Annotated in this window: 19 protein-coding genes; 9 read left to right on the top strand and 10 right to left on the bottom strand. The window is 42.8% G+C overall.

Annotated elements, in window-relative coordinates; translation table 11 throughout:
* Positions 1–180 precede the first annotated feature (180 nt).
* Positions 181–1,326 carry a macrolide transporter subunit MacA gene (gene macA, locus IQ211_RS07575; RefSeq protein ID WP_189758489.1) on the top strand — a complete coding sequence of 382 codons (1,146 nt, stop codon included), beginning with the start codon at positions 181–183 and terminating at the stop codon, positions 1,324–1,326.
* Positions 1,327–1,328: 2 nt separating this feature from the next.
* Positions 1,329–3,287: a macrolide ABC transporter ATP-binding protein/permease MacB gene (gene macB / locus IQ211_RS07570; protein WP_189758490.1), complete on the top strand. Its 1,959-nt coding sequence runs from the start codon at positions 1,329–1,331 to the stop codon at positions 3,285–3,287.
* A 64-nt stretch (positions 3,288–3,351) separates the two neighbouring features.
* On the opposite strand, the gene cspD is transcribed toward macB, so the two are convergent.
* Entirely contained in the window at positions 3,352–3,579 is a 228-nt protein-coding gene (cspD, locus tag IQ211_RS07565; protein WP_189758491.1) for a cold shock-like protein CspD, read from the bottom strand.
* A gap of 325 nt (positions 3,580–3,904) precedes the next feature.
* Between cspD and clpS the strand changes: the two genes are divergently transcribed.
* Both clpS and clpA read left to right on the top strand, forming a co-directional pair.
* Positions 3,905–4,225, top strand: coding sequence for an ATP-dependent Clp protease adapter ClpS (gene clpS, locus IQ211_RS07560; protein WP_047767503.1), 321 nt, complete (start codon positions 3,905–3,907; stop codon positions 4,223–4,225).
* A gap of 32 nt (positions 4,226–4,257) precedes the next feature.
* On the top strand, positions 4,258–6,543 hold the full coding sequence (gene clpA / locus IQ211_RS07555; protein WP_189758492.1) for an ATP-dependent Clp protease ATP-binding subunit ClpA: 2,286 nt from the start codon (positions 4,258–4,260) through the stop codon (positions 6,541–6,543).
* A 67-nt stretch (positions 6,544–6,610) separates the two neighbouring features.
* Here clpA and infA read toward each other — a convergent pair whose 3' ends face one another.
* The 5 genes from infA to trxB all read right to left on the bottom strand — a co-directional run bounded on the left by infA (position 6,611) and on the right by trxB (position 12,289).
* Positions 6,611–6,832, bottom strand: coding sequence for a translation initiation factor IF-1 (gene infA, locus IQ211_RS07550; protein ID WP_047767507.1), 222 nt, complete (start codon positions 6,830–6,832; stop codon positions 6,611–6,613).
* A gap of 163 nt (positions 6,833–6,995) precedes the next feature.
* A complete protein-coding gene (aat, locus tag IQ211_RS07545; RefSeq protein ID WP_189758493.1) occupies positions 6,996–7,685 on the bottom strand; it encodes a leucyl/phenylalanyl-tRNA--protein transferase in 690 nt (229 codons plus the stop codon).
* Between the two features lie 8 nt (positions 7,686–7,693).
* On the bottom strand, positions 7,694–9,454 hold the full coding sequence (gene cydC / locus IQ211_RS07540) for a heme ABC transporter ATP-binding protein/permease CydC (RefSeq protein WP_189758494.1): 1,761 nt from the start codon (positions 9,452–9,454) through the stop codon (positions 7,694–7,696).
* A gap of 2 nt (positions 9,455–9,456) precedes the next feature.
* Positions 9,457–11,226 carry a heme ABC transporter permease/ATP-binding protein CydD gene (gene cydD, locus IQ211_RS07535; RefSeq protein ID WP_189758495.1) on the bottom strand — a complete coding sequence of 590 codons (1,770 nt, stop codon included), beginning with the start codon at positions 11,224–11,226 and terminating at the stop codon, positions 9,457–9,459.
* A gap of 103 nt (positions 11,227–11,329) precedes the next feature.
* On the bottom strand, positions 11,330–12,289 hold the full coding sequence (trxB, locus tag IQ211_RS07530; RefSeq protein ID WP_189758496.1) for a thioredoxin-disulfide reductase: 960 nt from the start codon (positions 12,287–12,289) through the stop codon (positions 11,330–11,332).
* Positions 12,290–13,139: 850 nt separating this feature from the next.
* Here trxB and lrp point away from each other — a divergent pair.
* The 5 genes from lrp to serS all read left to right on the top strand — a co-directional run bounded on the left by lrp (position 13,140) and on the right by serS (position 20,483).
* Positions 13,140–13,634 carry a leucine-responsive transcriptional regulator Lrp gene (lrp, locus tag IQ211_RS07525; protein WP_004256338.1) on the top strand — a complete coding sequence of 165 codons (495 nt, stop codon included), beginning with the start codon at positions 13,140–13,142 and terminating at the stop codon, positions 13,632–13,634.
* Positions 13,635–13,766: 132 nt separating this feature from the next.
* Positions 13,767–17,045 carry a DNA translocase FtsK 4TM domain-containing protein gene (locus IQ211_RS07520; RefSeq protein ID WP_193836340.1) on the top strand — a complete coding sequence of 1,093 codons (3,279 nt, stop codon included), beginning with the start codon at positions 13,767–13,769 and terminating at the stop codon, positions 17,043–17,045.
* A gap of 72 nt (positions 17,046–17,117) precedes the next feature.
* Positions 17,118–17,729, top strand: a complete 612-nt coding sequence (gene lolA, locus IQ211_RS07515; RefSeq protein ID WP_189758498.1) for an outer membrane lipoprotein periplasmic chaperone LolA — start codon at positions 17,118–17,120, stop codon at positions 17,727–17,729.
* Between the two features lie 7 nt (positions 17,730–17,736).
* A complete protein-coding gene (locus tag IQ211_RS07510; protein WP_189758499.1) occupies positions 17,737–19,080 on the top strand; it encodes a replication-associated recombination protein A in 1,344 nt (447 codons plus the stop codon).
* A 113-nt stretch (positions 19,081–19,193) separates the two neighbouring features.
* Positions 19,194–20,483, top strand: a complete 1,290-nt coding sequence (gene serS / locus IQ211_RS07505) for a serine--tRNA ligase (RefSeq protein WP_189758500.1) — start codon at positions 19,194–19,196, stop codon at positions 20,481–20,483.
* A 153-nt stretch (positions 20,484–20,636) separates the two neighbouring features.
* Here serS and IQ211_RS07500 read toward each other — a convergent pair whose 3' ends face one another.
* The 4 genes from IQ211_RS07500 to focA all read right to left on the bottom strand — a co-directional run bounded on the left by IQ211_RS07500 (position 20,637) and on the right by focA (position 26,069).
* Entirely contained in the window at positions 20,637–21,452 is an 816-nt protein-coding gene (locus IQ211_RS07500; protein WP_189758501.1) for a BPSS1780 family membrane protein, read from the bottom strand.
* A 602-nt stretch (positions 21,453–22,054) separates the two neighbouring features.
* Complete coding sequence (gene pflA / locus IQ211_RS07495; protein WP_189758502.1) at positions 22,055–22,795, bottom strand: pyruvate formate lyase 1-activating protein; 741 nt, start codon at positions 22,793–22,795, stop codon at positions 22,055–22,057.
* Between the two features lie 79 nt (positions 22,796–22,874).
* Positions 22,875–25,157, bottom strand: coding sequence for a formate C-acetyltransferase (gene pflB, locus IQ211_RS07490; protein ID WP_189758503.1), 2,283 nt, complete (start codon positions 25,155–25,157; stop codon positions 22,875–22,877).
* Positions 25,158–25,211: 54 nt separating this feature from the next.
* Positions 25,212–26,069, bottom strand: coding sequence for a formate transporter FocA (focA, locus tag IQ211_RS07485; protein WP_189758504.1), 858 nt, complete (start codon positions 26,067–26,069; stop codon positions 25,212–25,214).
* Between the last annotated feature and the right edge of the window lie 149 nt (positions 26,070–26,218).

Here is a 26,218-nt window from a genome sequence, read left to right as displayed (position 1 = left end):
GTCACGTTAAATCTTAAAAAAGGACTTAAGGCTCTGCTTGCCTTACCTGTATTGGACATGGAGAGTTTTTTTAAAGAATACATATCAGAAATATCCCGTTGATAGGATTTGTTTATGTTTTATACAGTAAAGTTCAAGTTAAGTCATTAGATTGCATATTTTAATGGTAGGTATTTGTTGATGAAACTTCTTTTTGCCAAGTATCGCTGGATTGGTGCAGGGCTTGTTCTCATAGCTATTGCTTCTGTGTGGTCCTATTTCTTCTATCTGCCGAAGCCTGTCTCGTATCAGACGAGTGCAGTGATAAAGGGCGATTTCCAAAGAAATGTCCTAGCGGTGGGTAAATTGGATGCGGTCAGTAAAGTTGACGTCGGGGCCCAGGTTAGCGGTCAGTTGAAAGAGCTTTATGTGAAACTGGGGGATAAGGTTAAGCAAGGCCAATTATTGGCTTTGATTGATCCACAGACAGCAAAAAACACAGTGGCTGAAATTCAGGAAACAGCAAAATCATTGGAGGCCAATCTCCGTGGAGCGCGGGCTGAACTAAAACTTGCACAGCTTAAAGTCAATCGTTTGAGGCATTTGTTTAAATTACATGTTATTTCTCAGCAAGAATTGGATTCAAACATAACAGATATGCAGTCTAAGGCCGCCAGAATTGACGACTTGGTGGCGCAAATTAAGCAAAATAAGGCTAAACTTGATACGGCAAAAACGAACTTACAATATACCAGAATTACTGCCCCAATTGAGGGCATAGTGACAGATATTAAAACATTTCAGGGACAAACCGTGATTGCTGCACAGCAAGCACCGACTATTTTGACACTCGCAAACCTTGATACCATGATTGTTAATGCAGAAGTATCGGAGGCCGATGTCATCAATTTAGCACCTGGACAGAAAGTTTCATTTACCATCTTAGGCGCACCAGGAAGGCAATTTCACAGCGTCCTGAAAGATACCCTGCCAACACCACAAGTTGAGAATAACGCGATTTTCTATTATGCCCGCTTTGAAGTACCTAATCCCGAACATATTTTGCGTTTGCAGATGACCGCGCAAGTAAAAATAGCCCTTCAGTCTTTGCATAATGTATTGATGATCCCAATTTCAGCTTTGGAAATAGCTTCTCGCCAATATGCGTCTTCAACTCAGCATGTACTTTCTACGCAATATGAAGTGAGTGTTTTACATAATGGTAAAGCAGAAAAACGTAAAATCACAATCGGGGCCTTTGATAACGCGAATGTTCAGGTGCTCTCTGGATTGAAGGAAAACGAACGTGTGATCACCAGTCGCAGTGATAGTAGCGTAGAGGAGTAATAATGAGTACCTTACTGGAACTAAAAGGCGTTAGTCGTAATTATCCCGCTGGAGATGGACAAGTCACCGTTTTGGATGATATTTCGTTATCTATACAGGCCGGAGAAATGGTGGCTATTGTTGGTGCTTCCGGTTCAGGTAAGTCTACTTTAATGAATATACTTGGCTGTTTGGATAAACCCAGTAGTGGCGAATATTGGGTTGCGGGAAGAAATATTGCTGATTTGGATAGTGACCAATTGGCCGAGTTACGCAGGGAATATTTTGGCTTCATTTTTCAGCGCTACCATTTATTGGCTCATTTAACCGCCGAACAAAATGTTGAAATTCCAGCAATTTATTCTGGTGTTTCCAAAATACAACGTCGTGAGCGGGCTATTGAATTGCTAAAAAGTCTTGGATTGGGAAACCGGATTGATTATCGACCAAGCCAGCTTTCAGGTGGACAGCAACAACGGGTTAGTATTGCCAGGGCTCTGATGAATGGTGGTCAGGTCATCCTGGCTGACGAACCCACCGGCGCATTGGATAGCACTTCCGGTCAGGAAATGATGGATATCTTGAAGAAACTCTGTCAACGAGGACATACGGTTGTTATTGTTACCCACGATCCTAACATTGCTGCACAGGCTCAACGGGTGATTGAAATCAAAGATGGGCGTATCATGAGAGAGGTGCGTTCTTCTGAACATCAAAAATTACCTCATATCTCTTCGTCTGTAGATACAAAAACTGTCAATGTAAAAACCTCCTCAGTGCAAAAAATCTGGGGACGTTTTAATGAAGCTTTATTGATGGCATGGCGTGCCATGAATGTGAATAAGCTACGGACTCTGCTGACAATGCTTGGAATTATAATCGGCATTGCTTCTGTCGTCACGATCGTAGTGATTGGCGATGCGGCAAAATCGATGGTGTTATCACATATTAAATCGATTGCCACTAACTCTATATCAATCTATCCAGGAAAAGATTTTGGCAGTGATAATGCTTTGGATATGCAGGCATTGAAACTTACTGATATTACAGCAATAAGATCTCAGCCTTATGTTCTGGCTGCTTCTCCCGAATTTATAAATAGCGGGCGTTTGCGTCAGGGCAATATGGATGCTAAAGCACAAATATTGGGGGTAGGAAATGACTTTTTTCAGGTATATGCAATGAAGTTTTCCCAAGGCATTCCTTTTACTGCAGACATGATTGAGCGTCAGTCGCAAGTGGTTATCATTGATGATAATACACGTAAGAAATTTTTTCCTTACCAGGACAATGTGGTAGGCAAAGAGTTACTGTTAGCAAATATGCCCTTGACAGTGATTGGTGTAATTGCTAGTGGGCAAACGCTTTATAGCAGTGATACGTTACAAGTTTGGGTGCCTTACAGTACGATGAATAGCCGTTTGATGAATCAAAATTACTTGAATTCGATTGTTATCAGGTTGAAAGATGGTTATGTATCCAACGAAGTAGAAGAAAAACTTAATCAATTGTTGATATTTCGTCACGGCAAAAAAGACTTTCACACTTATAACGTGAATAAGACCATTAAAATAATGGATAAAACAACCCGGACGATGCAAATATTTTTAACGTTAGTTGCGGTAATATCCTTGGTTGTCGGGGGGATTGGTGTCATGAATATCATGTTGGTATCTGTCACCGAACGTACAAGGGAAATTGGTATTCGTATGGCAGTAGGGGCCAGAACCAGTGACATTATGCAGCAATTCCTTATTGAAGCTGTTTTGGTTTGTTTAATTGGGGGGATATTGGGGATTATTCTGTCATACAGCATTTCCTTTATGGTGCAATTGATGTTACCGAACTGGAATTTCGTTTATAGCTTCATTGCATTTATCATTGCATTTGGCTGTTCAACGGCAATAGGGATAATCTTCGGTTTCCTACCGGCAAGAAATGCAGCTCACCTCGATCCTATAGAAGCATTGGCAAGGGAATAAATAGCACGCCACAAATAAGCTTATTGTCTATTTGTGGCGTGGAAATTACGAATTTATCGGGTCACTATTTTTTTGATTTTGAACCATCTTCCAGAGGTACAATAAGACTGGCGTGGTTACCTTTGGGGCCTTGATGAACGTTAAAGTTCACTTTTTGCCCTGCTTTCAGCGTCCTATAACCATCCATCTGAATGGTTGAATAGTGAGCGAATATATCCTCGCCCCCGCTGGCTGGGCAAATAAATCCAAAGCCCTTTGCATTATTGAACCATTTAACAGTACCTGTTTCCATACTTCTCTATCCCTCGTATCACGATTTCGGGTTTAGGAGTCACTAAAAATTTCAAAATATGAACAAACGCCCAGACAGAAAGCGGTGTTCATAAAATATACTGTAGTGAAATTCATTACGTCGTCAAGCATATAAGCAACGTCAGGCTGTCTCAAATGGCCAAAGTTTGATATAGATAACGGTATCCGATTTTTAGGCAAGATCCTGATCTGCTAATCAAGGAAGGGGTAAGCAGAGTGCTTTATGAAGTGATAAAATATATAGCAGTAGAATGAATTAGTTCATACTAAAATCCTGCGGACAGTGAATACCCAGCGGAAGAATAATGACTGAGTTTTATAACGATTTGAAAGTTGAAGAATTTATTGAGGATGATGTAAAACAAAAACTACAACCACCATCAATGTATAAGGTTATTCTTAACAATGACGATTATACCCCTATGGAGTTTGTGGTTGACGTATTGCAAAAGTTCTTTTCTTATGATGTTGAACGAGCAACGCAACTAATGCTGGATGTCCATTACAAAGGGAAAGCAGTTTGCGGAATTTATACGGCAGAGGTCGCAGAAACTAAAGCTGCGCAAGTGAACATGTATGCTAAGGAGCACGAGCATCCGTTACTTTGCACGCTGGAAAAGGTCTGATCTGGCTTACTGAAATTTAGGAGGAGGTGCTTATGCTCAATCAAGAACTGGAGCTTAGTCTCAATATTGCTTTTGCCAAAGCAAGGGATAACAGACATGAATTTATGACTGTGGAGCACCTGTTGCTGGCGTTGTTAAGTAACACATCAGCGCGAGATGCACTGGAGGCTTGTAAAGTCGATTTGGCGATGTTACGCCAAGAATTAGAAAGTTTTATAGCACAAACCACCCCCTTGTTATCTGAAAATGATGACAGGGATACACAACCTACATTAAGTTTTCAGCGTGTTTTGCAACGTGCGGTATTTCATGTCCAATCTTCGGGGCGTTCGGAAGTCTCGGGAGCGAATGTCTTGGTTGCCATTTTTAGTGAACAGGAATCGCAGGCTGCTTATTTATTGCGTAAGTATGACGTCAGTCGTTTGGATGTTGTGAACTTCATCTCTCATGGCACGCGCAAAGATGAATCAGATCATGATGCTCACCACAGTATCAATCCAGTTCAGGAAGAACCGGTAATTAGTGAAGATCGATTGGAAAATTTCACGACCAATCTGAATCAATTGGCACAGAAAGGACAAATTGATCCGCTTGTCGGCCGTCAGAATGAATTGGAGAGAACGATTCAGGTACTCTGCCGTCGCCGTAAAAATAATCCTCTGTTTGTTGGCGAATCGGGTGTAGGTAAGACGGCCATTGCTGAGGGGCTTGCATGGTGTATCGTGCAAAAGAATGTCCCTGAAGTGATGAAGGATTGTACCATCTATTCTCTTGATATTGGCTCATTGTTAGCGGGAACAAAGTATCGCGGTGATTTTGAGAAGCGCTTCAAATCTTTGTTAAAAACATTAGAGCAGGACAGTAAAAGCATTCTCTTCATTGACGAAATCCATACTATTATTGGCGCAGGCGCCGCATCAGGTGGGCAGGTGGACGCAGCTAATCTCATTAAACCGTTGTTGTCCAGCGGGCGTATACGGGTAATTGGCTCAACGACTTACCACGAGTTTAGCAATATTTTTGAAAAAGATCGGGCTTTGGCTCGTCGATTCCAAAAAATTGATATTCTTGAGCCTTCTTCTGAAGAAACGGTACAAATTATCAATGGACTACGTGCTAAATATGAAGCACACCATGATGTTCGTTATACAGCGAAGGCCATTCGAGCGGCGGTTGAGTTATCTGTGAAGTATATTACCGATCGTCATTTACCGGATAAAGCCATTGATGTTATTGATGAGGCTGGAGCAAGGACCAGATTAGTGCCAGCTAGCCGCCGTAAGAAGACGATCAATGTTGCCGATATTGAAACTGTTGTTGCTCGCATAGCCCGTATTCCAGAAAAAACGGTGTCAGCCAGCGATAAAGATGTATTGAAGTCACTGGATGAGCGTTTGAAGATGTTGGTTTTTGGTCAGGAAAAAGCGATTGCTGCTTTGACGGAAGCCATCAGGATGAGCCGTGCTGGATTGGGACAAGATCATAAACCTGTGGGATCTTTCTTGTTTGCAGGGCCAACGGGAGTGGGGAAAACCGAAGTCACAGTCCAACTTGCTAAGGTCTTGAATGTCAAATTATTGCGATTTGATATGTCAGAATATATGGAACGTCATACTGTCAGTCGTTTAATCGGTGCTCCTCCGGGGTATGTTGGATATGATCAGGGAGGATTATTGACTGATGCAATCATCAAACATCCTCATTCTGTACTGTTACTGGATGAGATTGAAAAAGCCCATCCTGATGTTTTTAACCTGCTGTTACAGGTTATGGATAATGGTACATTGACTGACAATAATGGCCGCAAGGCGGATTTCCGCAATGTGATTTTAGTGATGACAACCAATGCAGGAGTGCGTGAAATACAGCGTAAATCCATTGGATTCACTGAGCAGGATAACAGCCCGGATGGTATGGAAGAGATAAAACGGCTTTTCACACCTGAATTCCGCAATCGTCTTGATAGCATCATCTGGTTTGATGCACTCTCTCTTGAAGTTATTCAACAAGTTGTTGATAAATTTATCGTTGAGTTACAAGCCCAACTGGATGAAAAAGGCGTTTCTTTGGAAGTCAGTGCAGCTGCACGTCAATGGTTATGTGACAAAGGTTATGATAAGGCGATGGGAGCACGACCTATGGCCCGTGTCATTCAGGACAATCTCAAAAAACCACTGGCGAATGAATTGCTATTTGGCTCTTTGGTGCATGGAGGCTCAGTCAAGATTGAACTTGATAAAGCTAAACAGATATTGGTATATGATTTCAAGAGTGCCCAAAAATCGAATAATAAGAAATCAGAAGATGCTGTATTGTAACCATTAACAGCTACACCACAGGTGACTTTTGAAAAATATGATCACCTGTGGTGCTAAGGTATCTTAATCAGCGGCTACGGAAAGTAATGCGTCCTTTTTCCGGATCATATGTAGTTAGCTCAACTGTAACCTTGTCTCCTGTCAGGATGCGGATATAGTTCTTGCGCATTTTTCCTGAGATATGAGCAGTGACAATGTGTCCGTTGTCTAATTCAACGCGAAACACAGTATTTGGCAGTGTTTCTAAAACAGTACCTTGCATTTCAAAATTAGTGTCTTCTTTGGCCATCTAATCCTCTAAATGTAACAACCATAGTTTTTAACCGGCAAGATAATGCCGAAAAACCATCACTATGTAAAGGAATGTCGTATTTTAAGCCATCATTTTACATACGGTAATATTATGGCTAATGACATTCCCACCATGAACAGCATTTATTTCTAAGAGACGATTATAAATCCAGCTTTTGTACAGACCAGCAGCCTGATTGCAATGACTGCTTTCTCAATTGATAAAGATGCTGGAGAAACTTTTCTCTCGGAATATTTTTAGCACCCAATGATTCTGTATGGTGATTTAATACCTGACAGTCAAATAGTTGGCCACCGTGACGTAAAAAATGGTGATAGAATGCGACAAAAGCACATTTGGAAGCATTCTCCATTTTGCTAAACATCGATTCACCACAAAATAGTGTACCGACACAAACGCCGTATAAACCACCTACAAGTTGATGGTCATGCCAGACTTCAATTGAATGAGCTAATCCTTCTTTATGTAAGGTTTGATAACCTTTTTGAACGTCTGGTCCAATCCAGGTACCTTCTTGTCGTTGAGCGCAATGATATATCACTTCATCAAAAGCATAGTTTACCGTAATTTGGTAAGCATGTTTGTGAATAAATCGACGTAGCGTTCGGCCAATATGCAATTCTCCTGGGATCAGCACGGCCCTTGGATCGGGAGACCACCATAAAGGCGGTTCATCAGGCGAATACCACGGAAAAATTCCCTCATGATACGCTACTCGCAAACGTTCTGCACTTAGATCTCCGCCAAATGCCAATAAACCATTGGGTTCAACCAGCGCATTAGTGGGATGGGGGAATTCATATGAGTTACCCAGTTGAGCTATCGACATAAGTTGGATCACCTTTGCTCAGGATAGCTCTGTAGCTGATAAAATTGTTGCCGCTGGTAAAATTGATAGTAACGCCCTTGTTGAGCCAGTAGCGCATTATGCTGACCTTGCTCGATAATACGTCCTCCATCCATAACGCAGATTTGATCCATGAATTGCAAGCCAGTGAGGCGATGGGTAACGATAATCACAGTCTTATGCCGACAACTATGGTGTAGCAGCGACAGAATTTGCTGTTCTGTATCTGCATCGAGTCCTTCAGTTGGCTCATCCAGCAGCATTAAAGGGGCATTGTGCAATAATGCTCTGGCAATACCCAAACGACGCTGTTCTCCACCGGAAAGCTGACGCCCGCCTTCACCCATCCAACAGTTTAGCTTTTTATCAGTGTCTAGCAAGTGCCCTAAACCTACTTGTTGCAGTACGGTTGTTATTTCATCGTCACTAGCATCTGGTTTTGCCAATAAGAGATTTTCACGCAAAGTATGGCTAAAGACATGTATCCGCTGGGGAACGATAGACATCATTGAACGTAATGTTGACTCATCATAATGGGAGATAGGGTGCTGATTAAGTTGAATTTCACCGCTATTGACATCCCAGGCACGCGTCAATAATTGCAAAAGCGTGGATTTACCACATCCTGTTTTTCCCAGTAAAGCAATATGTTCACCTGATGTCAGGGACAGAGAGATATTTTTCAATACTGGCTGTGGCTGGCCTGGATAGGTGAAATCAACATTTTTTATTTCAAGGCTGATCTCGCTATTTGCTTGCGGTCCATGAGAAGGGAAGGTGACTTCTGGTTTTTGGTGCATCAATTGGGAAACCCGAGTTGCAGATGCAATGACTTGCCCCATGTGCTGGAATGCCACGCTGACTGGTCCAAGTGCTTCAAACGCAGCAAGAGTGCAGAATGTAAACAGTGCGATCAATGCACCTGCCTGACTATTTTCTCCCACACCTGCCGCCGCTAGCCACAGTATCAGCGTCACTGTCATACCGGTGGAAAAAATCATGATAGCTTGTGAAAGGCCGGTCAAACTGGCTTGTTTTTGCTGGCTTTTCAACCAGTCATTTTCAATCTCTGCCATGGATTGACGAAAGCGTTTAAGTGCGCCAAACACGCTTAATTCAGCTTGCCCCTGTAAGGCGCTGGTAAGTAATGTACGATATTGGCCGCGTTGTTGAGTAATGTTTCTGCCATAAGGCTTTCCTGCGTGATAAAACACACAAGGTAATATCAGCAACATCCCTAACATAATACCGCCAATAGTATAAGCGAGGGTGGTATCAAGGAAGCTCAGGCCAAAGATTAGAGTGAGAATGACGACGAATGCGGCGAGGACAGGGGAAATAACCCGCAGATACAAGTGATCCAGTGTTTCGACATCCGCAACAAGCCTATTTAACAACTCACCTTGACGAAAACGAGCAATACCGCCAGGAGAAAGGGGGAGTATTTTTTGAAACGCAAAAACACGTAAATGTGCCAATACCCGGAATGTAGCATCATGGCTGACCAGCCGCTCACCATAACGACCAGCAGTACGAAAAATGGCCGCCCCGCGAACACCGGCGGCAGGCAGCATATAGTTGAATGTATATAACCCCGCGAACCCAGCCAGGGCTGTGCCAGCAAGGAACCAACCAGAGAGTGTTAGCAATCCAATACTGGCTAGCAGCGTCACAATCGCCAATAGCATACCTAAGCTGATGAGAAACCAATGGCGGCGGTAGAGTGCGAGAAATGGGAGTAATACACGCATGATTAAAGCTCCACACTACGGTGAGATAACAGACGAGAAAATACACCTTGAGACTGGCTTAAAGTTTGATAATCACCTTGTTCGATAAGCAATCCATTTTCCATTACCCAAATCTGGTCATATGATAGTGTTTCTTCTAGCAAGTGAGTGACCAATAATGTGGTTTGTTGATGCGAGGCCTGATTTAAAGCCATCATCACACGCTGTTCGCTATGGGCATCAAGACTGGCGGCGGGTTCGTCTAAGAGCAATAATTGGCAAGGATTTAACAATGCTCGTGCTACCGCAATCCGCTGGGCTTGTCCGACAGACAGACGAGCAGCGTTGTCACCTATCACCGTATTGATGCCATCTGGAAGGTCGTTAATAAACTCACTGATATAAGCCCGTTCCATCACATCACGGAGTTGCGCTTGCGTTGCGTCATATTGACCAAGACGAATATTGTCGAGCAGAGTCTGTTCTGGCAGGTGCGGGTTTTGTCCAACCCAACTTAAGCGTTCACGCCATTTGGCGAGACTGAGTTCACGCAACTCAATGCCATTGATTTTCAAGGAGCCATGATAAGGCAAAAATCCCAGCAATACATTGATCAACGAACTTTTGCCCGCCCCACTTTTTCCAACCAGAGCAATCCGCTGACGCTTACCAATGGTAAAATGCAAAGGACCAGCAAGGCGATGTCCATCGTGAGACATAATTTCCAGTTCTCTGGCCTCAATGGTAACGGGTTCATTATCTGATAATGTTTTCTCACCGCTACTTGCGGCTTGTTCTCCATCGCTGCTAAGTAAGGTGAAGAGCGATTCTGCCGCGCCGACTGCCTGGGCTTTGGCGTGATAAAACGTACCTAAATCGCGCAGTGGTTGAAAAAACTCAGGTGCCAGGATTAACGCAAGGAAACCGGCAAACAACGTAACCCCCACACCATAGCTACCAAAGTGCAATTCTCCCAAATAGGAAAAACCAAAATAAACAGCAACAACGGCAATGGAGATTGCGGCAAAAAATTCTAAAACCGCCGAAGATAAAAATGCCATGCGCAGAACTTCCATCGTTCTGCGGCGAAAACTTTCTGTTGACTCGGTGATTTGTTCAACTTCCGCTTCTCCTCGATGGAACAGGCGTAAAGTTTCCAAACCCCGTAAACGATCGAGAAAATTACCGCTTAAACGGCTGAGGGCAACAAAATTGCGCCGATTGGCATCTGCGGCGCCTAACCCCACCAATGCCATAAATAGCGGAATCAATGGCGCGGTTACAAATAAAATCAATCCTGCGGCCCAATTAATTGGAAATACAGTAACCAGGATTAAGATAGGGATCATGGTAGCAAGAGCAATTTGCGGTAGATAGCGAGAATAGAAATCCTGCATGTCTTCTATCTGCTCCAGGATAATGGTTGCCCAACTGCCGGCGGGTTTCCCCTTAACCCACATTGGGCCTAGTTGTTCAAGTTTATCCAATACCATATTGCGAATTTGTTGGCGTACAACTTTGCCACAAATAAATCCGACACGTTCCCGAACGGCATTGACAATCGCCCGTAATGTAAAAGTTGCAGCCAACATGAGAAATTGGTCAATAAGGTTTTCACGGGGAACATTGTCCATAATCAGGGCTTGCAGAATTGTCGCCAAGAGCCAGGCTTGGGAAATAATCAGCAATCCACTGATTAAGCCAAGCAGCATTGATAAACGAAGCCACCGACGGGCAGGTGCAGTTTGCTGTTTTAGCCATCGAACAAGTTCAGATTGTCTTGTTTTGTCCATAAGAAAAATTTCTGATTAGCGGGTGATGATACGGAATATCAAAACAAGCTGTATGTTACCTGTTAAAAAGCGCTACCGGAATAGCGCTTTAGGGAAAGATAGATTATTTGGTTGCCAGCCCGTCAAGGAAACGTTCGGCATCCAGTGCCGCCATACAGCCTGTACCTGCTGAAGTGATGGCCTGGCGATACACATGATCCATAACATCTCCAGCGGCAAAGATACCTAGAATAGAAGTCTGGGTGGCATTACCATGCAAGCCAGATTGGACTTTGATATAGCCGTTTTCCAGTTCCAGTTGACCGTCAAAGATACCCGTGTTTGGACTATGGCCGATGGCGATGAAAACGCCGGTAACATCCAGTTCTTCGGTATTATCACTTTTCGTATCACGAATGCGGATGCCTGTCACACCCATATCATCACCCAGAACCTCATCCAACGTACGATCAGTATGCAGAATAATGTTGCCGTTCTTCACTTTTTCCATCATACGGTCAATCAGGATTTTCTCTGAACGGAAAGTATCACGGCGATGAATCAAATGTACTTCAGAGGCAATGTTTGCCAAGTACAGTGCTTCTTCAACGGCGGTATTGCCTCCACCAACTACGGCAACCTTTTGTTTGCGATAGAAAAATCCATCACATGTTGCACAAGCCGATACACCACGGCCTTTGAAAGCTTCTTCCGAAGGCAATCCGAGATAACGGGCTGAAGCACCTGTCGCGATGATTAAAGCATCGCAGGTATATTCCTGATCATCACCAAATAAGCGGAATGGTCTATTTGAGAAATCAACTTTCTGAATATGATCAGAAATAATTTCTGTTTGAAATTTTTCGGCGTGTTGGAACATGCGCTCCATCAAGCCAGGGCCAGTCAGCCCTTCAGGATCGCCGGGCCAGTTTTCAACCTCAGTCGTGGTGGTCAATTGGCCGCCTTTTTCAACCCCAGTAATGAGGACGGGATTTAGGTTAGCGCGGGCTGCATACACAGCAGCGGTATAACCAGCAGGACCTGAGCCAAGAATGATAAGTTTACTGTGTTTGGCTGTGCTCATGAATACCTCATTTCCATTATCGCATATTGCAGATTTGGGGATTGTAGGAGAAATAATAAGTTAAAAAAAGCAATTATCAGATAAAATATTCATGTTATTAACGATTTTACCGATAGATAGTAACTATGATGTAATCGTATTGTAAGAAATGATTGTTTAACTTTCTGAATTGAACGCCATTTATACATATGAGACATAAAACAAGCTATCGAAACGATTTACTGAAAATTTATTTGGTAGGTTGTTCTGATTTTGGTTCATTTACTTTGACAATCGGCTGTGCATTTGCGAAAACATCTGTGTAAGAGATAATTATCTCTCTTGCTAATCAATTGTTTCTATAAAATAGACAAACTAGTGTGGGTGATTTTCTCATAGAATATAAAAATTGCCGTTAAGCTGTTTCTGAAAAACCTAGTGTTTTTGGAGCTAGTATCTTGAGAGATAGTGTTCTGGGAAATGATGTTTCTGAGAGACAAAGTTCTGGTAATCGTGTCGTATTCCTAATGGATTTCAAGTTGTAGTGCGGCGGCAAGGGAACAAAACCTCAAGCGCATAGAAACTAATATAAGTGATGAGTGGCTGATATATGAGTAACTGAGTGATTGGGGTGAATGAGCACAGCTAACATAGCAGCAACTTGGAAAGCAAAAGGGATAATTAATCGAATTCTGGGAGATAATGGTCTGGGAAATTGTATTCTGGAAGATTGTTTCTAGAGTTGTAGTAGTCCTTAAACCTTGGTTACAGATTAAGCGTTAACCTTTGAAGACATCTTTTCCAGCTCAACTGGTTGAAAGAGATAGGGAAAATGTTTTAGGTGTAGGAATATTAAAGAGAGAGCAATAAGATGATAGATAATAAAAAGCGTCCAGGAAAAGATCTTGATCGTATAGATCGTAATATCCTTAACGAGTTGCAAAAAGATGGCCGTATTTCTAACGTGGAATTATCCAAGAGAGTTGGTTTGTCACCAACCCCTTGCCTGGAGCGTGTGCGTCGTTTAGAGCGTCAGGGCTTTATCTCTGGCTATACGGCTTTGCTGAATCCTCATTATTTGGATGCATCATTGCTGGTATTTGTTGAAATTACTCTGAACCGCGGTGCAGCAGATGTATTTGAACAATTCAATACTGCTGTTCAGAAACTAGAAGAAATCCAAGAATGTCATTTAGTTTCTGGTGATTTTGACTACTTGCTGAAAACACGCGTGCCAGATATGTCTGCATATCGTAAATTGCTCGGAGAAACTCTGTTACGTCTTCCTGGTGTTAATGACACCCGTACTTATGTTGTAATGGAAGAAGTGAAGCAGAGTAATCGTTTAGTGATTAAGACTCGTTAAGCTTTCATCTAAAATGTACAGATGCAAAACAGGAAAAACTTAGGTACACTCCTGTTTATGCATACAGTTTCAACGCTGAGCTTCCCTCAGCGTTGTTCCGTTTAATCAACAGAAAAACCTGGAGAGCCTTTCTTGAACCAGGAATATACAGAAGACAAACGTGTTAAGTTAAAGAAGATAAGCAGTGGCCACCGGCTTCTGGAAGCCGTTCTGTTGGTTATTGCTATCTGTGCTGTGTACTTGATGGTAGTGCTTATCAGCTTTAATCCATCTGATCCCAGTTGGTCACAGACATCATGGCATGAACCCGTCCACAATTGGGGTGGTAGTGTTGGTGCTTGGTTATCTGACACGCTATTCTCGGCATTTGGTATTCTTGCCTATGCAGTCCCGCCGTTTATGTTGTTAGGTTGTTGGAATGCTTTCCGTCAGAAAGATAGGCAAGAGTACATTGATTTCTTCACACTTGCATTACGTGTCATTGGTGCTTTGGCCCTGATACTGACATCATGTGGTTTGGCTGCCCTCAATCTTGATGATTTAAATGATTTTGCTGCTGGTGGCGTCATTGGTAATTTGTTCGGCAATGCGATTCTGCCTTGGTTTAACATCCTGGGGGCAACTTTGGCTCTGCTTGGTATGTGGGGCGTTGGGTTCACATTGTTTACCGGATGGTCATGGCTTACGATTGCAGAAAAAATTGGTGCAGTGATTCTGGATTCACTGAGTTTTGTTGTCAATCGTAGTCGCAATAATGCTGAATATGATGAAAATGATTTAGAAAATACGTTAGCTTCCGAACGCTCAGCCAGTGAACAAAAACATGCGGAGCAGGCAGATAAACATGAAATGGTTATATCTACTGAAACGCTAGATGAAGATGATGTATTACTGACAGCTCCAACGTTAGCCGAATTAGCTGATACAGATCCAGCGTTACAGACTGTATTAACCTCTCCAGCATTGGAGCAACCTCAGGAACAAGAACCTGTTCACTATTCTTTTGAATTGCCAGATGATGATCAATCAGATACAAATCCACAATCCGATGACTTTTCTCAGGCTATTTCAAATCTATCCACAAACAGTTCTGCTGGCACGAATACGCATTTACAAGATGATAATGTAACAGATACGTTTACTCTTCCTGCAAAGGATAATGTCAATTTAAAAGATGCGACAACGGATATCGCGACCTCTGCGGCTGTGACAAAAAATCCACAGATTAAACAAGGTATTGGGCCTGAAATGCCACGCCCTAATCCTGTAAGGATCCCAACCCGTCGCGAATTGTATGGTATTAAAGTGCCTTCTCACCGTTTGGCAGAACACATGCAACGGAAAGAGAAAGAGAGGCAGAATGAGCAGGTTGCAGAAGCTAATGAACAGCGAATGGATGCCCAACAGCAAGACATGTTGCGTCAGCAATTTCTCAAGCAGCAACGTGATCGCTATGGTGCTGATTTTGAGGAAGGAAACAGAGAGTCAGAGTCTCGTGAAGCAAGTACGCTGATACATAAGCAACCAAAGGTAGCTGATGAGTCTACAAGAAATAGCGCAGATAAGCAGATCATAGACGAACAAATAGTAAACGAACAGCCCATAATCGATGAACAAAAAGCGCAGGAAGAAGCGTTGCGGATAGCATTTGAGCAACAGCAACGTGAACGTTACCAACTAAATCAACCTGAGCCTGCTGAATTTGTATTTATGCCAGCAGAGCCACTGAATCAACAAGTTCAGGAAAAAAATATAGCGACTCCTCTTGATTCTCATGAATCGAGAGATCAGCATATTTTTGTGCAGCAACCGCAGCAACCGCAGCAACCGCAGCAACCGCAGCAACCGCAGCAACCGCAGCAACCGCAGCAAGATAGCTTGTTCCATCCATTTTTGATACGCAATGATCAGCCATTGCCAAAACCAACGACGCCGATGCCTTCTTTGGATCTTTTGGCCGAACCACCGGCGGAAGAAGAACCGGTTGATATGTTTGCGCTTGAGCAAACCTCGCGTCTCATTGAAGCGCGTTTGAATGATTATCGCGTTAAAGCGGATGTTGTTGGGTTCTCTCCCGGGCCTGTTATTACACGATTTGAATTAGATTTAGCGCCTGGGGTGAAAGCTTCGCGTATTTCTAACTTAGCACGTGATCTTGCTCGTTCACTTTCAGCGGTAGCGGTTCGTATCGTGGAAGTTATTCCGGGCAGACCTTATGTTGGTTTGGAATTACCCAATAAAAAACGCCAAACAGTTTATCTGCGGGAAGTTTTGGACTGTGAGAAATTCCGTGATAACCCTTCACCGTTAACTATCGTATTAGGAAAAGACATTGCAGGACAGCCAGTTGTGGCTGACTTGGGTAAGATGCCTCACTTACTGGTAGCAGGAACGACAGGTTCGGGTAAATCGGTAGGGGTCAATGCGATGATCCTCAGTATTCTGTATAAAGCGAAACCAGAGGATGTTCGCTTTATTATGATTGATCCGAAAATGCTTGAGTTATCGGTTTACGAGGGCATTCCACATTTATTGACCGAAGTTGTCACTGATATGAAAGATGCAGCCAATGCATTGCGTTGGTGCGTAAATGAAATGGAGCGACGTTATAAGCTGATGTCAGCTTTGGGAGTGCGCAACATTGCGGGCTATAACGACAAGATCAAGCAAGCCGAAAATATGGGGCGACCGATCCCTGATCCGTTCTGGAAACCAGGTGACAGTATGGATGTAACGCATCCTATGCTGAAAAAAGAGCCTTATATCGTTGTTATGGTTGATGAATTTGCTGATTTAATGATGACAGTCGGGAAAAAGGTGGAAGAACTAATTGCACGTTTGGCTCAGAAAGCACGGGCGGCAGGTATCCACTTAGTATTGGCAACTCAGCGTCCTTCTGTTGATATTATCACCGGACTGATTAAGGCCAATATTCCGACACGCATTGCATTTACAGTATCCAGTAAAATAGATTCCCGTACCATTCTTGATCAAGGTGGTGCAGAATCATTGCTTGGTATGGGGGACATGCTTTATTTGGCACCAAACTCTTCCATTCCTGTACGTGTTCATGGAGCATTTGTGCGCGATCAAGAAGTGCATGAAGTTGTGAATGACTGGAAAGCTCGTGGCCGCCCTCAATATATAGACAGCATTGTCAAAGGGGGAGAAGAGAATGAAGGCAGTATGGGATTTGATAGCGATGAAGAGCTCGATCCCCTGTTTGATCAAGCGGTTGAATTTGTGGTCGAAAAACGTCGTGTCTCTATTTCGGGCGTGCAACGTCAATTTCGGATTGGATATAACCGCGCAGCTCGGATTGTCGAACAAATGGAAGCACAACAGATAGTGAGTGCACCTGGGCATAATGGCAATCGTGAAGTTTTGGCGCCTCCGCCCCACGAACATTAATTATCGCTGTGAAATGTAAACCGTATCGGCAATTGATGGCTGATAATAAAACGAATTGAAGGTATCTCGCACATGAAAAAACTGATGTTGATTGGTTGCCTGATGATGGGTGTGAGCATAGGTTCTGCTTGGGCTGATGCGACGCAGGATCTGCAAGGGCGTTTGGGAAAAGTGAATAGTTTTCATGCAAGTTTTACTCAAACAGTGACTAGCAATGAGGGTTCAACGATCCAAAAAGGGGAAGGGGATCTTTGGATCAAACGCCCTAATTTGTTTAACTGGCATATGACGTCACCTGATGAGAGTGTTTTGGTTTCTGACGGTAAGACACTGTGGTTTTATAATCCTTTTGTTGAACAGGTGACGGCGAATTGGTTAAAAGAAGCAACGGGAAATACGCCATTTATGCTGATTGCGCGTAATGATCCTGCTGACTGGAAACAGTACAAGGTTATGCAAAACGGTAATAGCTTTGAGCTGACGCCTCGTAATGCCAATGGCAATTTAAAACATTTTTCAATTACCGTGACACCGGATGGAACAATCCAAAAATTTACTGCTGTTGAACAGGATGGGCAAAAAAGTGCTTACCAATTGAAAGGGCAGCAAAATGTCAACGTGGGTGCGGAAAAATTCAAATTCACCGTACCGGAAGGTGTCACGCTGGATGATCAACGCCAGTGAGGTTTAAGTGAACACTCTTTCTTTCGATTTTTCACAAAATGAATTTCAGCCACTGGCCGCAAGAATGCGGCCAGTCACATTAGATCAGTATATCGGCCAGCAACACTTACTGGCAGAAGGAAAACCTTTGCCGCGAGCAATCCAGGCAGGTCATCTTCATTCTATGATTTTATGGGGACCGCCCGGAACAGGAAAAACAACACTGGCTGAAATTATTGGTTATTACGCGCAAGCTGATATTGAACGTATTTCGGCAGTCACTTCTGGCATAAAAGAAATTCGTGAATCCATAGAAAGAGCACGACAAAATCGTAACGCAGGGCGCAGAACGATTTTATTTGTTGATGAAGTTCATCGATTTAATAAAAGTCAGCAGGATGCGTTTTTACCACATATTGAAGACGGCACCATCACATTTATTGGTGCAACCACTGAAAATCCTTCTTTCGAATTAAATTCAGCTTTGTTGTCACGGGCTCGTGTCTATTTATTGAAATCACTTTCGACGGCAGAAATTGAACAAGTGCTTATTCAGGCCATTAATGATACTGAGCGTGGCGTTGGCGGGCAAAATATTGTATTACCAGATAATACTCGCCAAATGATAGCAGAGCTTGTGGCGGGAGACGCACGCCGTTCACTGAATTTGCTGGAAATGATGGCGGACATGGCAGAAACCAATGCGCAAGGGCAGCGGGTTTTGACGCCGGAATTACTGAAAGAAGTGAGCGGGGAAAGGAGTGCCAGGTTTGATAATAAAGGTGACCGATATTACGATTTAATTTCTGCTTTGCATAAATCAATCCGTGGTTCGGCACCTGATGCTGCGCTTTATTGGTACGCCCGAATTATTACCGCAGGCGGTGATCCCCTTTATGTTGCCCGTCGGTTGCTGGCTATCGCTTCTGAAGATGTAGGTAATGCTGATCCACGTGCAATGCAGATCGCTATTGCTGCATGGGATTGTTTTACGCGTGTAGGAGCGGCTGAAGGCGAAAGGGCGATCGCACAGGCAATTGTTTATCTTGCTTGTGCACCGAAAAGTAATGCTGTTTATACCGCATTCAAGGCAGCTATGGCGGATGCGCAAAACAAACCAGATTATGATGTTCCTGCTCATTTGCGTAATGCCCCGACTAAGCTGATGAAGGAAATTGGGTTTGGTGACGAGTATCGCTATGCCCATGATGAAGCGAATGCATATGCCGCCGGTGAAGTCTATTTTCCACCAGAAATGCAACAAACACGTTATTATTACCCGAGTGCCAGAGGGCTGGAAGGTAAGATAGGTGAAAAGTTAAACTGGCTTCTGGAACAGGATCAAAATAGCCCAATAAAACGCTATCGTTAATTTTCCTGATACGGTAAGGTTTATATCCAACAATGCTAAATTACAGCGAAAAGCTGTAGTTTTTGACAATTTTTCAATAACCATTTTTCAATAACAACAAGCACAGGACTAGCATGCTCGATCCAAATATACTGCGTAATGAGCTAGACGCAGTCGCCGAAAAACTGGCTCGCAGGGGTTATACCCTTGATGTGGAGATGCTGCGCAAATTAGAAGAGCGCCGCAAAGTTTTACAAGTTGAAACTGAAACCCTGCAAGCAGAACGTAATTCCCGATCGAAGGCTATTGGTGCAGCGAAAGCGCGTGGTGAAGATATTGAACCACTGCGTCAGGAAGTGAATCAATTGGGAGAAAAATTGGATTCAGCAAAAGCTGAACTGGACACTTTACAAGCTGAGATCCGTAGTATCGCATTAAGTATGCCGAACATTCCTGATGATTCTTCTCCTGACGGAAAAGATGACAGTGATAACCTGGAAGTGAGTCGTTGGGGTGAACCACGCCAATATGACTTTGAAATCAAAGACCATGTATCGCTGGGTGAACTGACTGGTGGCCTTGATTTTGCGGCTGCGGTTAAATTGACTGGCTCACGTTTTGTTGTAATGAAAGGGCAGATTGCTCGTCTGCACCGCGCCATCACCCAGTTCATGCTAGATCTGCATACAGAGCAGCATGGCTATCTGGAAACTTACGTCCCTTATCTGGTTAACCATGATTCTTTATATGGTACAGGTCAGTTACCTAAGTTTGGTGAAGATCTGTTCCATACCAAACCATTGGAAGAAGAATCTGGCAGCCATTATGCTTTGATTCCAACTGCGGAAGTTCCGGTCACTAACTTAGTGCGTGATGAAATTTTGGATGAAAGCGTATTGCCATTGAAGATGACGGCGCATACACCTTGCTTCCGTTCTGAAGCAGGTTCTTATGGCCGTGATACCCGTGGACTTATCCGTATGCACCAGTTTGATAAAGTTGAGTTGGTTCAGGTTGTTCATCCAGAAAAATCCATGGAAGCCCTGGAAGAATTGACAGGACACGCTGAGAAAGTATTGCAGTTACTGAATATTCCTTACCGTAAGATGCTGCTGTGCACGGGTGATATGGGAGCAAGCGCAAGAAAAACTTACGATTTGGAAGTTTGGCTACCAGCGCAAAATACTTACCGTGAAATTTCCTCTTGTTCTAACATGTGGGATTTTCAGGCTCGTCGTATGCAAGCGCGTTTCCGTGGTAAAGATGACAAGAAAACTCAGTTGGTACATACATTGAATGGTTCTGGTCTTGCGGTGGGTCGTACTCTGGTTGCTGTGATGGAAAACTATCAGCAGGCGGATGGCCGTATTGAAATTCCAGAAGCATTGCGTCCTTACATGAATGGATTGGAATACATTGGCTAATACCATTTATTCTTAATAAAAAAGCGCCAAATGTGGCGCTTTTTGCATATATACCAATCTAATAATTTCAAGATGCGCGTGATTTCTTCCCGCAAAGCGGGGGAAGGAACTCCAACATCTGATACTCTCAGTATTATGAAAACCTATTTATATTTAACTGATTAAGTGAGATTTTGTCTCTTGGGTTTCCGGTGCATAAAAAATACTGCGATAAGTTGTATAATAAGTTGCCATATACATAGGTAAAGTAACAAGCAAACCTAAACCAAGTGGAATTGCCGAAATAAACGTCAGAACGCTCATCAGTAAGAAGAACAGGAAACCATCAAGCAGGTTTTTCTTTACTACATTCAAGCTCATTGATATTGCTTCGCCGAATTTTAAACCATTAATGATAATCAGGGCTGGAGCAAACCAACTAAATGCAAGAGAAATGATGTTAAAGAACAGAACCACCAAGAATGCCAGCATTAAACTAGAAAAACTACCCACGAATAGCATCGGATCTGGATCTTGTCCTGCCAAAAGTATTTGAAATAGACTTGTTCCTGCAAATATAAACGCAGCAATGACACCAAGTACATTTATGCCGAAGGCAAGCGCACCAACAGCAACTAATGAGCCAAGCTTATTTTTAAACCCATAGAAAAGTAATTCTATATCAAAATCACCCGTTGTTCGTTGTTTTTCACTGGCAACAATAAATCCAGCAATAAATACTGGACTAAACAGCGCTGCGGCAATACTGATGATAGGCATGAATTGCAAGGCTATCATTATAGCAAAATAGATTAAGGTTAGTAGTATCCATTTCATTGGCTTTGCTTTAAACATTTCCCAGGCATTACCAATCCATTCTATTGCTGTCCCTGCTTTTACAGCACGCCCACCTGGAATGAATGTATCTTTTTCCTTGCTCAGAGAGACGCTATTCTCTCCTGAATTGAGATTCATATCTTGAGTATCCATATTTTTCCGATTTATTTTACTGAATAGCAATTACTGAATTGATTTTTCTCTATTTCTATTTCATTAACATAATTAGTCATAGAAAGCGGAAGGATTATCATATAAAAATTATTAATCAACAAGTATTGATTTTAATTCTTATGGGTGGAGAAAGAGATGTTTCTATCGGTAATAATGAATATATGCGGTTTGTTTTGTTAATTATACTGATGTGATTTTGGCTTAATTTCCTAATTTATCTTTACATAAAGTAAATGATTTTATTTTTGGTATCAGATATTGTGTGTTTTTAGAATAAAATATTTCACTCATTATGAGTATACCAATCTAACTTCAAGAGGCGTGTGATTTCTCCCCGTGTTGTAAATTGCAATTTGAAGTTTAATGAGTATAACTTGTTCTGATTTGAAGTTATGTTGATCATATCAGGTATATCTAAATAGGTTTTCATAATACTGAGAGTATCAGATGTTGGGGTTCCTTCCCTCGCACACCGCGCGGGGGAAGGAATACTCCTATCATTTTGAAACGCTATTTAGTCTGATATGATCAAAGTTTGCAATAATTAATAGAGGGAACAAGCAATGTAAGAGGGAATGAATCTAATAGATCACGTGGTGCCCATAACTTCTTAAAATATCTTTTATCCTCTCCATTGTTTCTTTTGGAGGAGGTTTAACACCTTCCAGTTTATAGTCCTCACCCATGGCAATCCATTTATGTTTACCCAGTTCGTGATAAGGTAATAACTCTATTTTTTCAATATTTTTCATATCCTTGGTGAATTCACCAAGTAAACGAACGGATTGATCGTCATCAGACCAACCGGGAACAACAACATAACGGATCCAGGTTTTTTGATTACGTTTTGCCAGGTAACGTGCAAATTCGAGAGTCCGATGATTGGATACACCAATTAATTTTTGGTGAATATCATCATTAAGCTGTTTTAAATCCAGCATAACCAAATCGGTAGCATCCAATAATTCATCGATCACCGGATCATAACGGCGAACAAAGCCATTAGTATCTAGGCAGGTATGGATGCCCTCTTCATGACAAGCCCTGAACCAGTCACGAACAAATTCAGCCTGAAGAATAGCTTCACCACCGGAAGCGGTGACTCCACCCCCTGAAGCATTCATAAAATGGCGATAGGTCGTTGCTTCTTTTATTAATTCTTCAACGGTTACGGTTTTTCCGCCATGGGTATCCCAAGTATCGCGGTTATGGCAATAGAGGCAGCGCATCAGGCAACCCTGGAAAAACGCGATAAAGCGAATACCGGGACCATCTACGGTTCCGCAAGATTCAAAAGAATGGATACGGCCAAGTACGGACATGAAAGGACTTCTCCAAAACTAGCAAGCTAATAAAGGCCCCAGGATGAAAGGAGCCTTTATTATCTGTCATTTTTAATAATTACATGGTTTGAGTAAATGTACGGGTAATAACGTCCCGTTGCTGTTCTTTAGTCAAAGAATTAAACCGCACAGCATAACCCGATACGCGAATAGTCAATTGTGGATATTTCTCAGGGTCCTCCATAGCATCCAACAGCATTTCGCGGTTCATCACGTTAATGTTCAGATGCTGACCACCTTCGATATCTGCTTCATGATGGAAATAACCATCCATCAGGCCCGCCAGATTTGCTTTACGGACTTCATCATCTTTACCCAGCGCATTCGGCACGATAGAGAAAGTGTACGAAATACCATCTTTGGCATAGGCAAATGGTAGTTTCGCCACCGAAGTTAATGAAGCAACCGCACCTTTTTGATCACGGCCGTGCATTGGATTAGCACCTGGTCCGAATGGTGCGCCAGCACGACGTCCATCTGGAGTATTCCCCGTTTTTTTGCCATAAACCACGTTTGAGGTAATGGTCAACACAGACTGGGTTGGAACTGCATTGCGGTATGTTTGCAGCTTCTGAATTTTCTTCATGAAGCGTTCAACCAGATCACACGCGATATCATCGACCCGCGGATCGTTGTTACCGAATTGTGGGTATTCACCTTCAATGTTGAAATCAATCGCCAGGCCATCTTCATCGCGGATTGGGGAAACTTTCGCATATTTAATGGCAGATAATGAGTCAGCAGCAACGGACAGACCTGCGATACCACACGCCATGGTACGGTATACATCACGATCGTGCAGTGCCATTAATGAAGCTTCATAGCTGTATTTGTCATGCATGTAGTGGATAATATTCAGGGCAGTGACATACTGTTTTGCCAGCCAATCCATGAAGTGATCCATACGCGCCATAACCTTGTCATAATCCAGCACCGCGTCTTTCATTGGTTCTTCTTTCGGGCCAACTTGCATTTTCATTTTTTCATCTACACCGCCGTTGATGGCATATAGCATGGTTTTTGCAAGGTTTGCGCGGGCACCGAAGAACTGCATTTGTTTACCAACCACCATTGGGCTGACACAGCACGCGATAGCGTAATCATCGCTGTCAAAGTCAGGACGCATCAGATCGTCATTTTCATATTGCAGGGATGAAGTATCGATCGAGACTTTTGCTGCGAACTTTTTAAAGTTAATAGGCAGTTTTTCAGACCACAGGATGGTCATGTTAGGCTCTGGGGATGGTCCCATGGTATATAGCGTATGCAGGAAACGGAAACTGTTCTTGGTGACCAGAGTACGGCCATCCAAACCCATACCCGCCAGCGATTCAGTTGCCCAAATGGGGTCACCAGAGAACAGTTCATCATATTCTGGAGTACGCAAGAAACGTACCATACGCAATTTCATGACCAAATGGTCTATCAGTTCTTGAGCCTGTTGTTCGGTCAATTTACCCGCTTGAATATCACGTTCAATGTAGATATCCAGGAAGGTAGAAACACGGCCAAAGGACATTGCAGCACCGTTCTGGGATTTCACGGCTGCCAGATAAGCGAAATAAGTCCATTGTACGGCTTCTTTGGCATTGGTTGCGGGGTTAGCAATATCATAGCCATATTTAGCCGCCATCTCTTTGATTTGACCAAGAGCATGATGCTGTTCGGCAAGTTCTTCGCGCAGGCGAATGGTTGCTTCCAAATCTTCGCCATTTTCTAAGTTTTCCTGTAGAGAAGTGAATTGAGCAAGCTTCTCATCACGCAGGAAATCGATACCATACAACGCAACGCGACGGTAATCGCCGATGATGCGTCCACGGCCATAGGCATCAGGCAAACCAGTTAATACACCAGATTTACGGCATTTCAGGATATCGGGGGTGTAAACATCAAATACCCCCTGATTATGAGTCTTACGATACTCAGTGAAAATTTGTTTCAGTTTTGGGTCTAGTTCGCGGTTATAGGCTTTACAAGAACCTTCAACCATTTTAATGCCACCAAATGGAATAATGGCGCGTTTCAGTGGCGCTTCGGTTTGCAGACCAACAATCTGTTCCAGATCTTTTTCAATATAACCTGCATCATGAGAGGTAATTGTAGACGCAATGTCAGTATCAAAATCTAGCGGTGCATGGGTGAGGTTTTCGATTTTGATACCTTCCATGACTTTTTCCCACAAAGCGTCTGTTGCTTTTGTGGCACCCGCAAGGAATGATTCATCTCCTTCATATGGGGTGTAGTTTTTTTGGATGAAATCACGGACGTTGACTTCATTCTGCCAGCTACCCTCGTTAAAGCCTTGCCATGCTACTGAGAATTTTTCGTTTAACTCGGACATGATACTTCTACCTTTTAACAGTGGAACTTTTAAGAAACTTGACTTGGCGGCGAATTAATGTTTTTTGCTGCCACGTAAATAAATCAACCAATAAGTCAACCCAACCAATACCGCACCACCAATAATGTTACCTATCGTGACAGGGATCAGGTTATCGGTAATAAAGCTTGAAACATTAAGTTGTGGAAATCGTTCAGGGGTTGTTCCTGTTTTCAGCCAAAATTCATCTGGTGCGAAGTTTTTGATAATGATCCCGAATGGAATCAAAAACATATTAGCGATACTGTGTTCAAAACCGCTGGCGACAAACATGCCAATTGGCAGGATCAACGCGAATAACTTATCTATCAGACTGCGTCCGGCATAGCTCATCCAGACAGCAAGACATACCATCAGATTGGCTAAAATGCCCAGACATACTGCCTCAATAAAGGAGTGGTGCATTTTATGATCGGCTGTCTGCAATACATTTAGTCCCCAAGTACCATTGGCGACAGTATATTGGCCGGAATACCAAATCAAAGCGACGAAAAACAGAGCGCCAATCAGATTACCGATGTAAACGTTAATCCAATTTTTGAACATTTGTGACCAGGTAATACGCCCTGTCGCTTTTGAAATGATCGTCAACACAGTGGAAGTGAAGAGATCGACGCCACAGATAACGACCAACGTCAAACCAAGGGAAAAACAGATCCCACCCGTTAATTTAGCTAGCCCATAAGGAATGGAAGAGGTTCCTGTTGTTGCCGTAATATAAAAAACAAAAGCAATGGAAATAAATACACCTGCCATGATTGCCGATAAATAAGTCACTGCGGGATGTTTATTGACTTTATATACACCAATGTCATCAGCGATTTGTGCCATTACAGCAGGTGAAAATAAATTGAAAGGGTTGTCAGTTTTCATACTAACACTCTCTTTGTCCTTAATTAATCATAGCACGCATTGATAGTAACAAACGGGGATTGACCTGAATTTGATATGGATCATATTAGACCGAAAGTCTAATAAGACATAGCCGCTTAAATGAGGTGATATGGTATTAATGATATGAT

Source organism: Xenorhabdus griffiniae (assembly GCF_015163655.1).
In the GTDB taxonomy this organism is placed as follows: Bacteria; Pseudomonadota; Gammaproteobacteria; order Enterobacterales; family Enterobacteriaceae; genus Xenorhabdus; species Xenorhabdus griffiniae.
The sequence above is the reverse complement of the archived record's forward strand: the minus strand, read 5'-3'. Positions and strand labels throughout refer to the sequence as shown.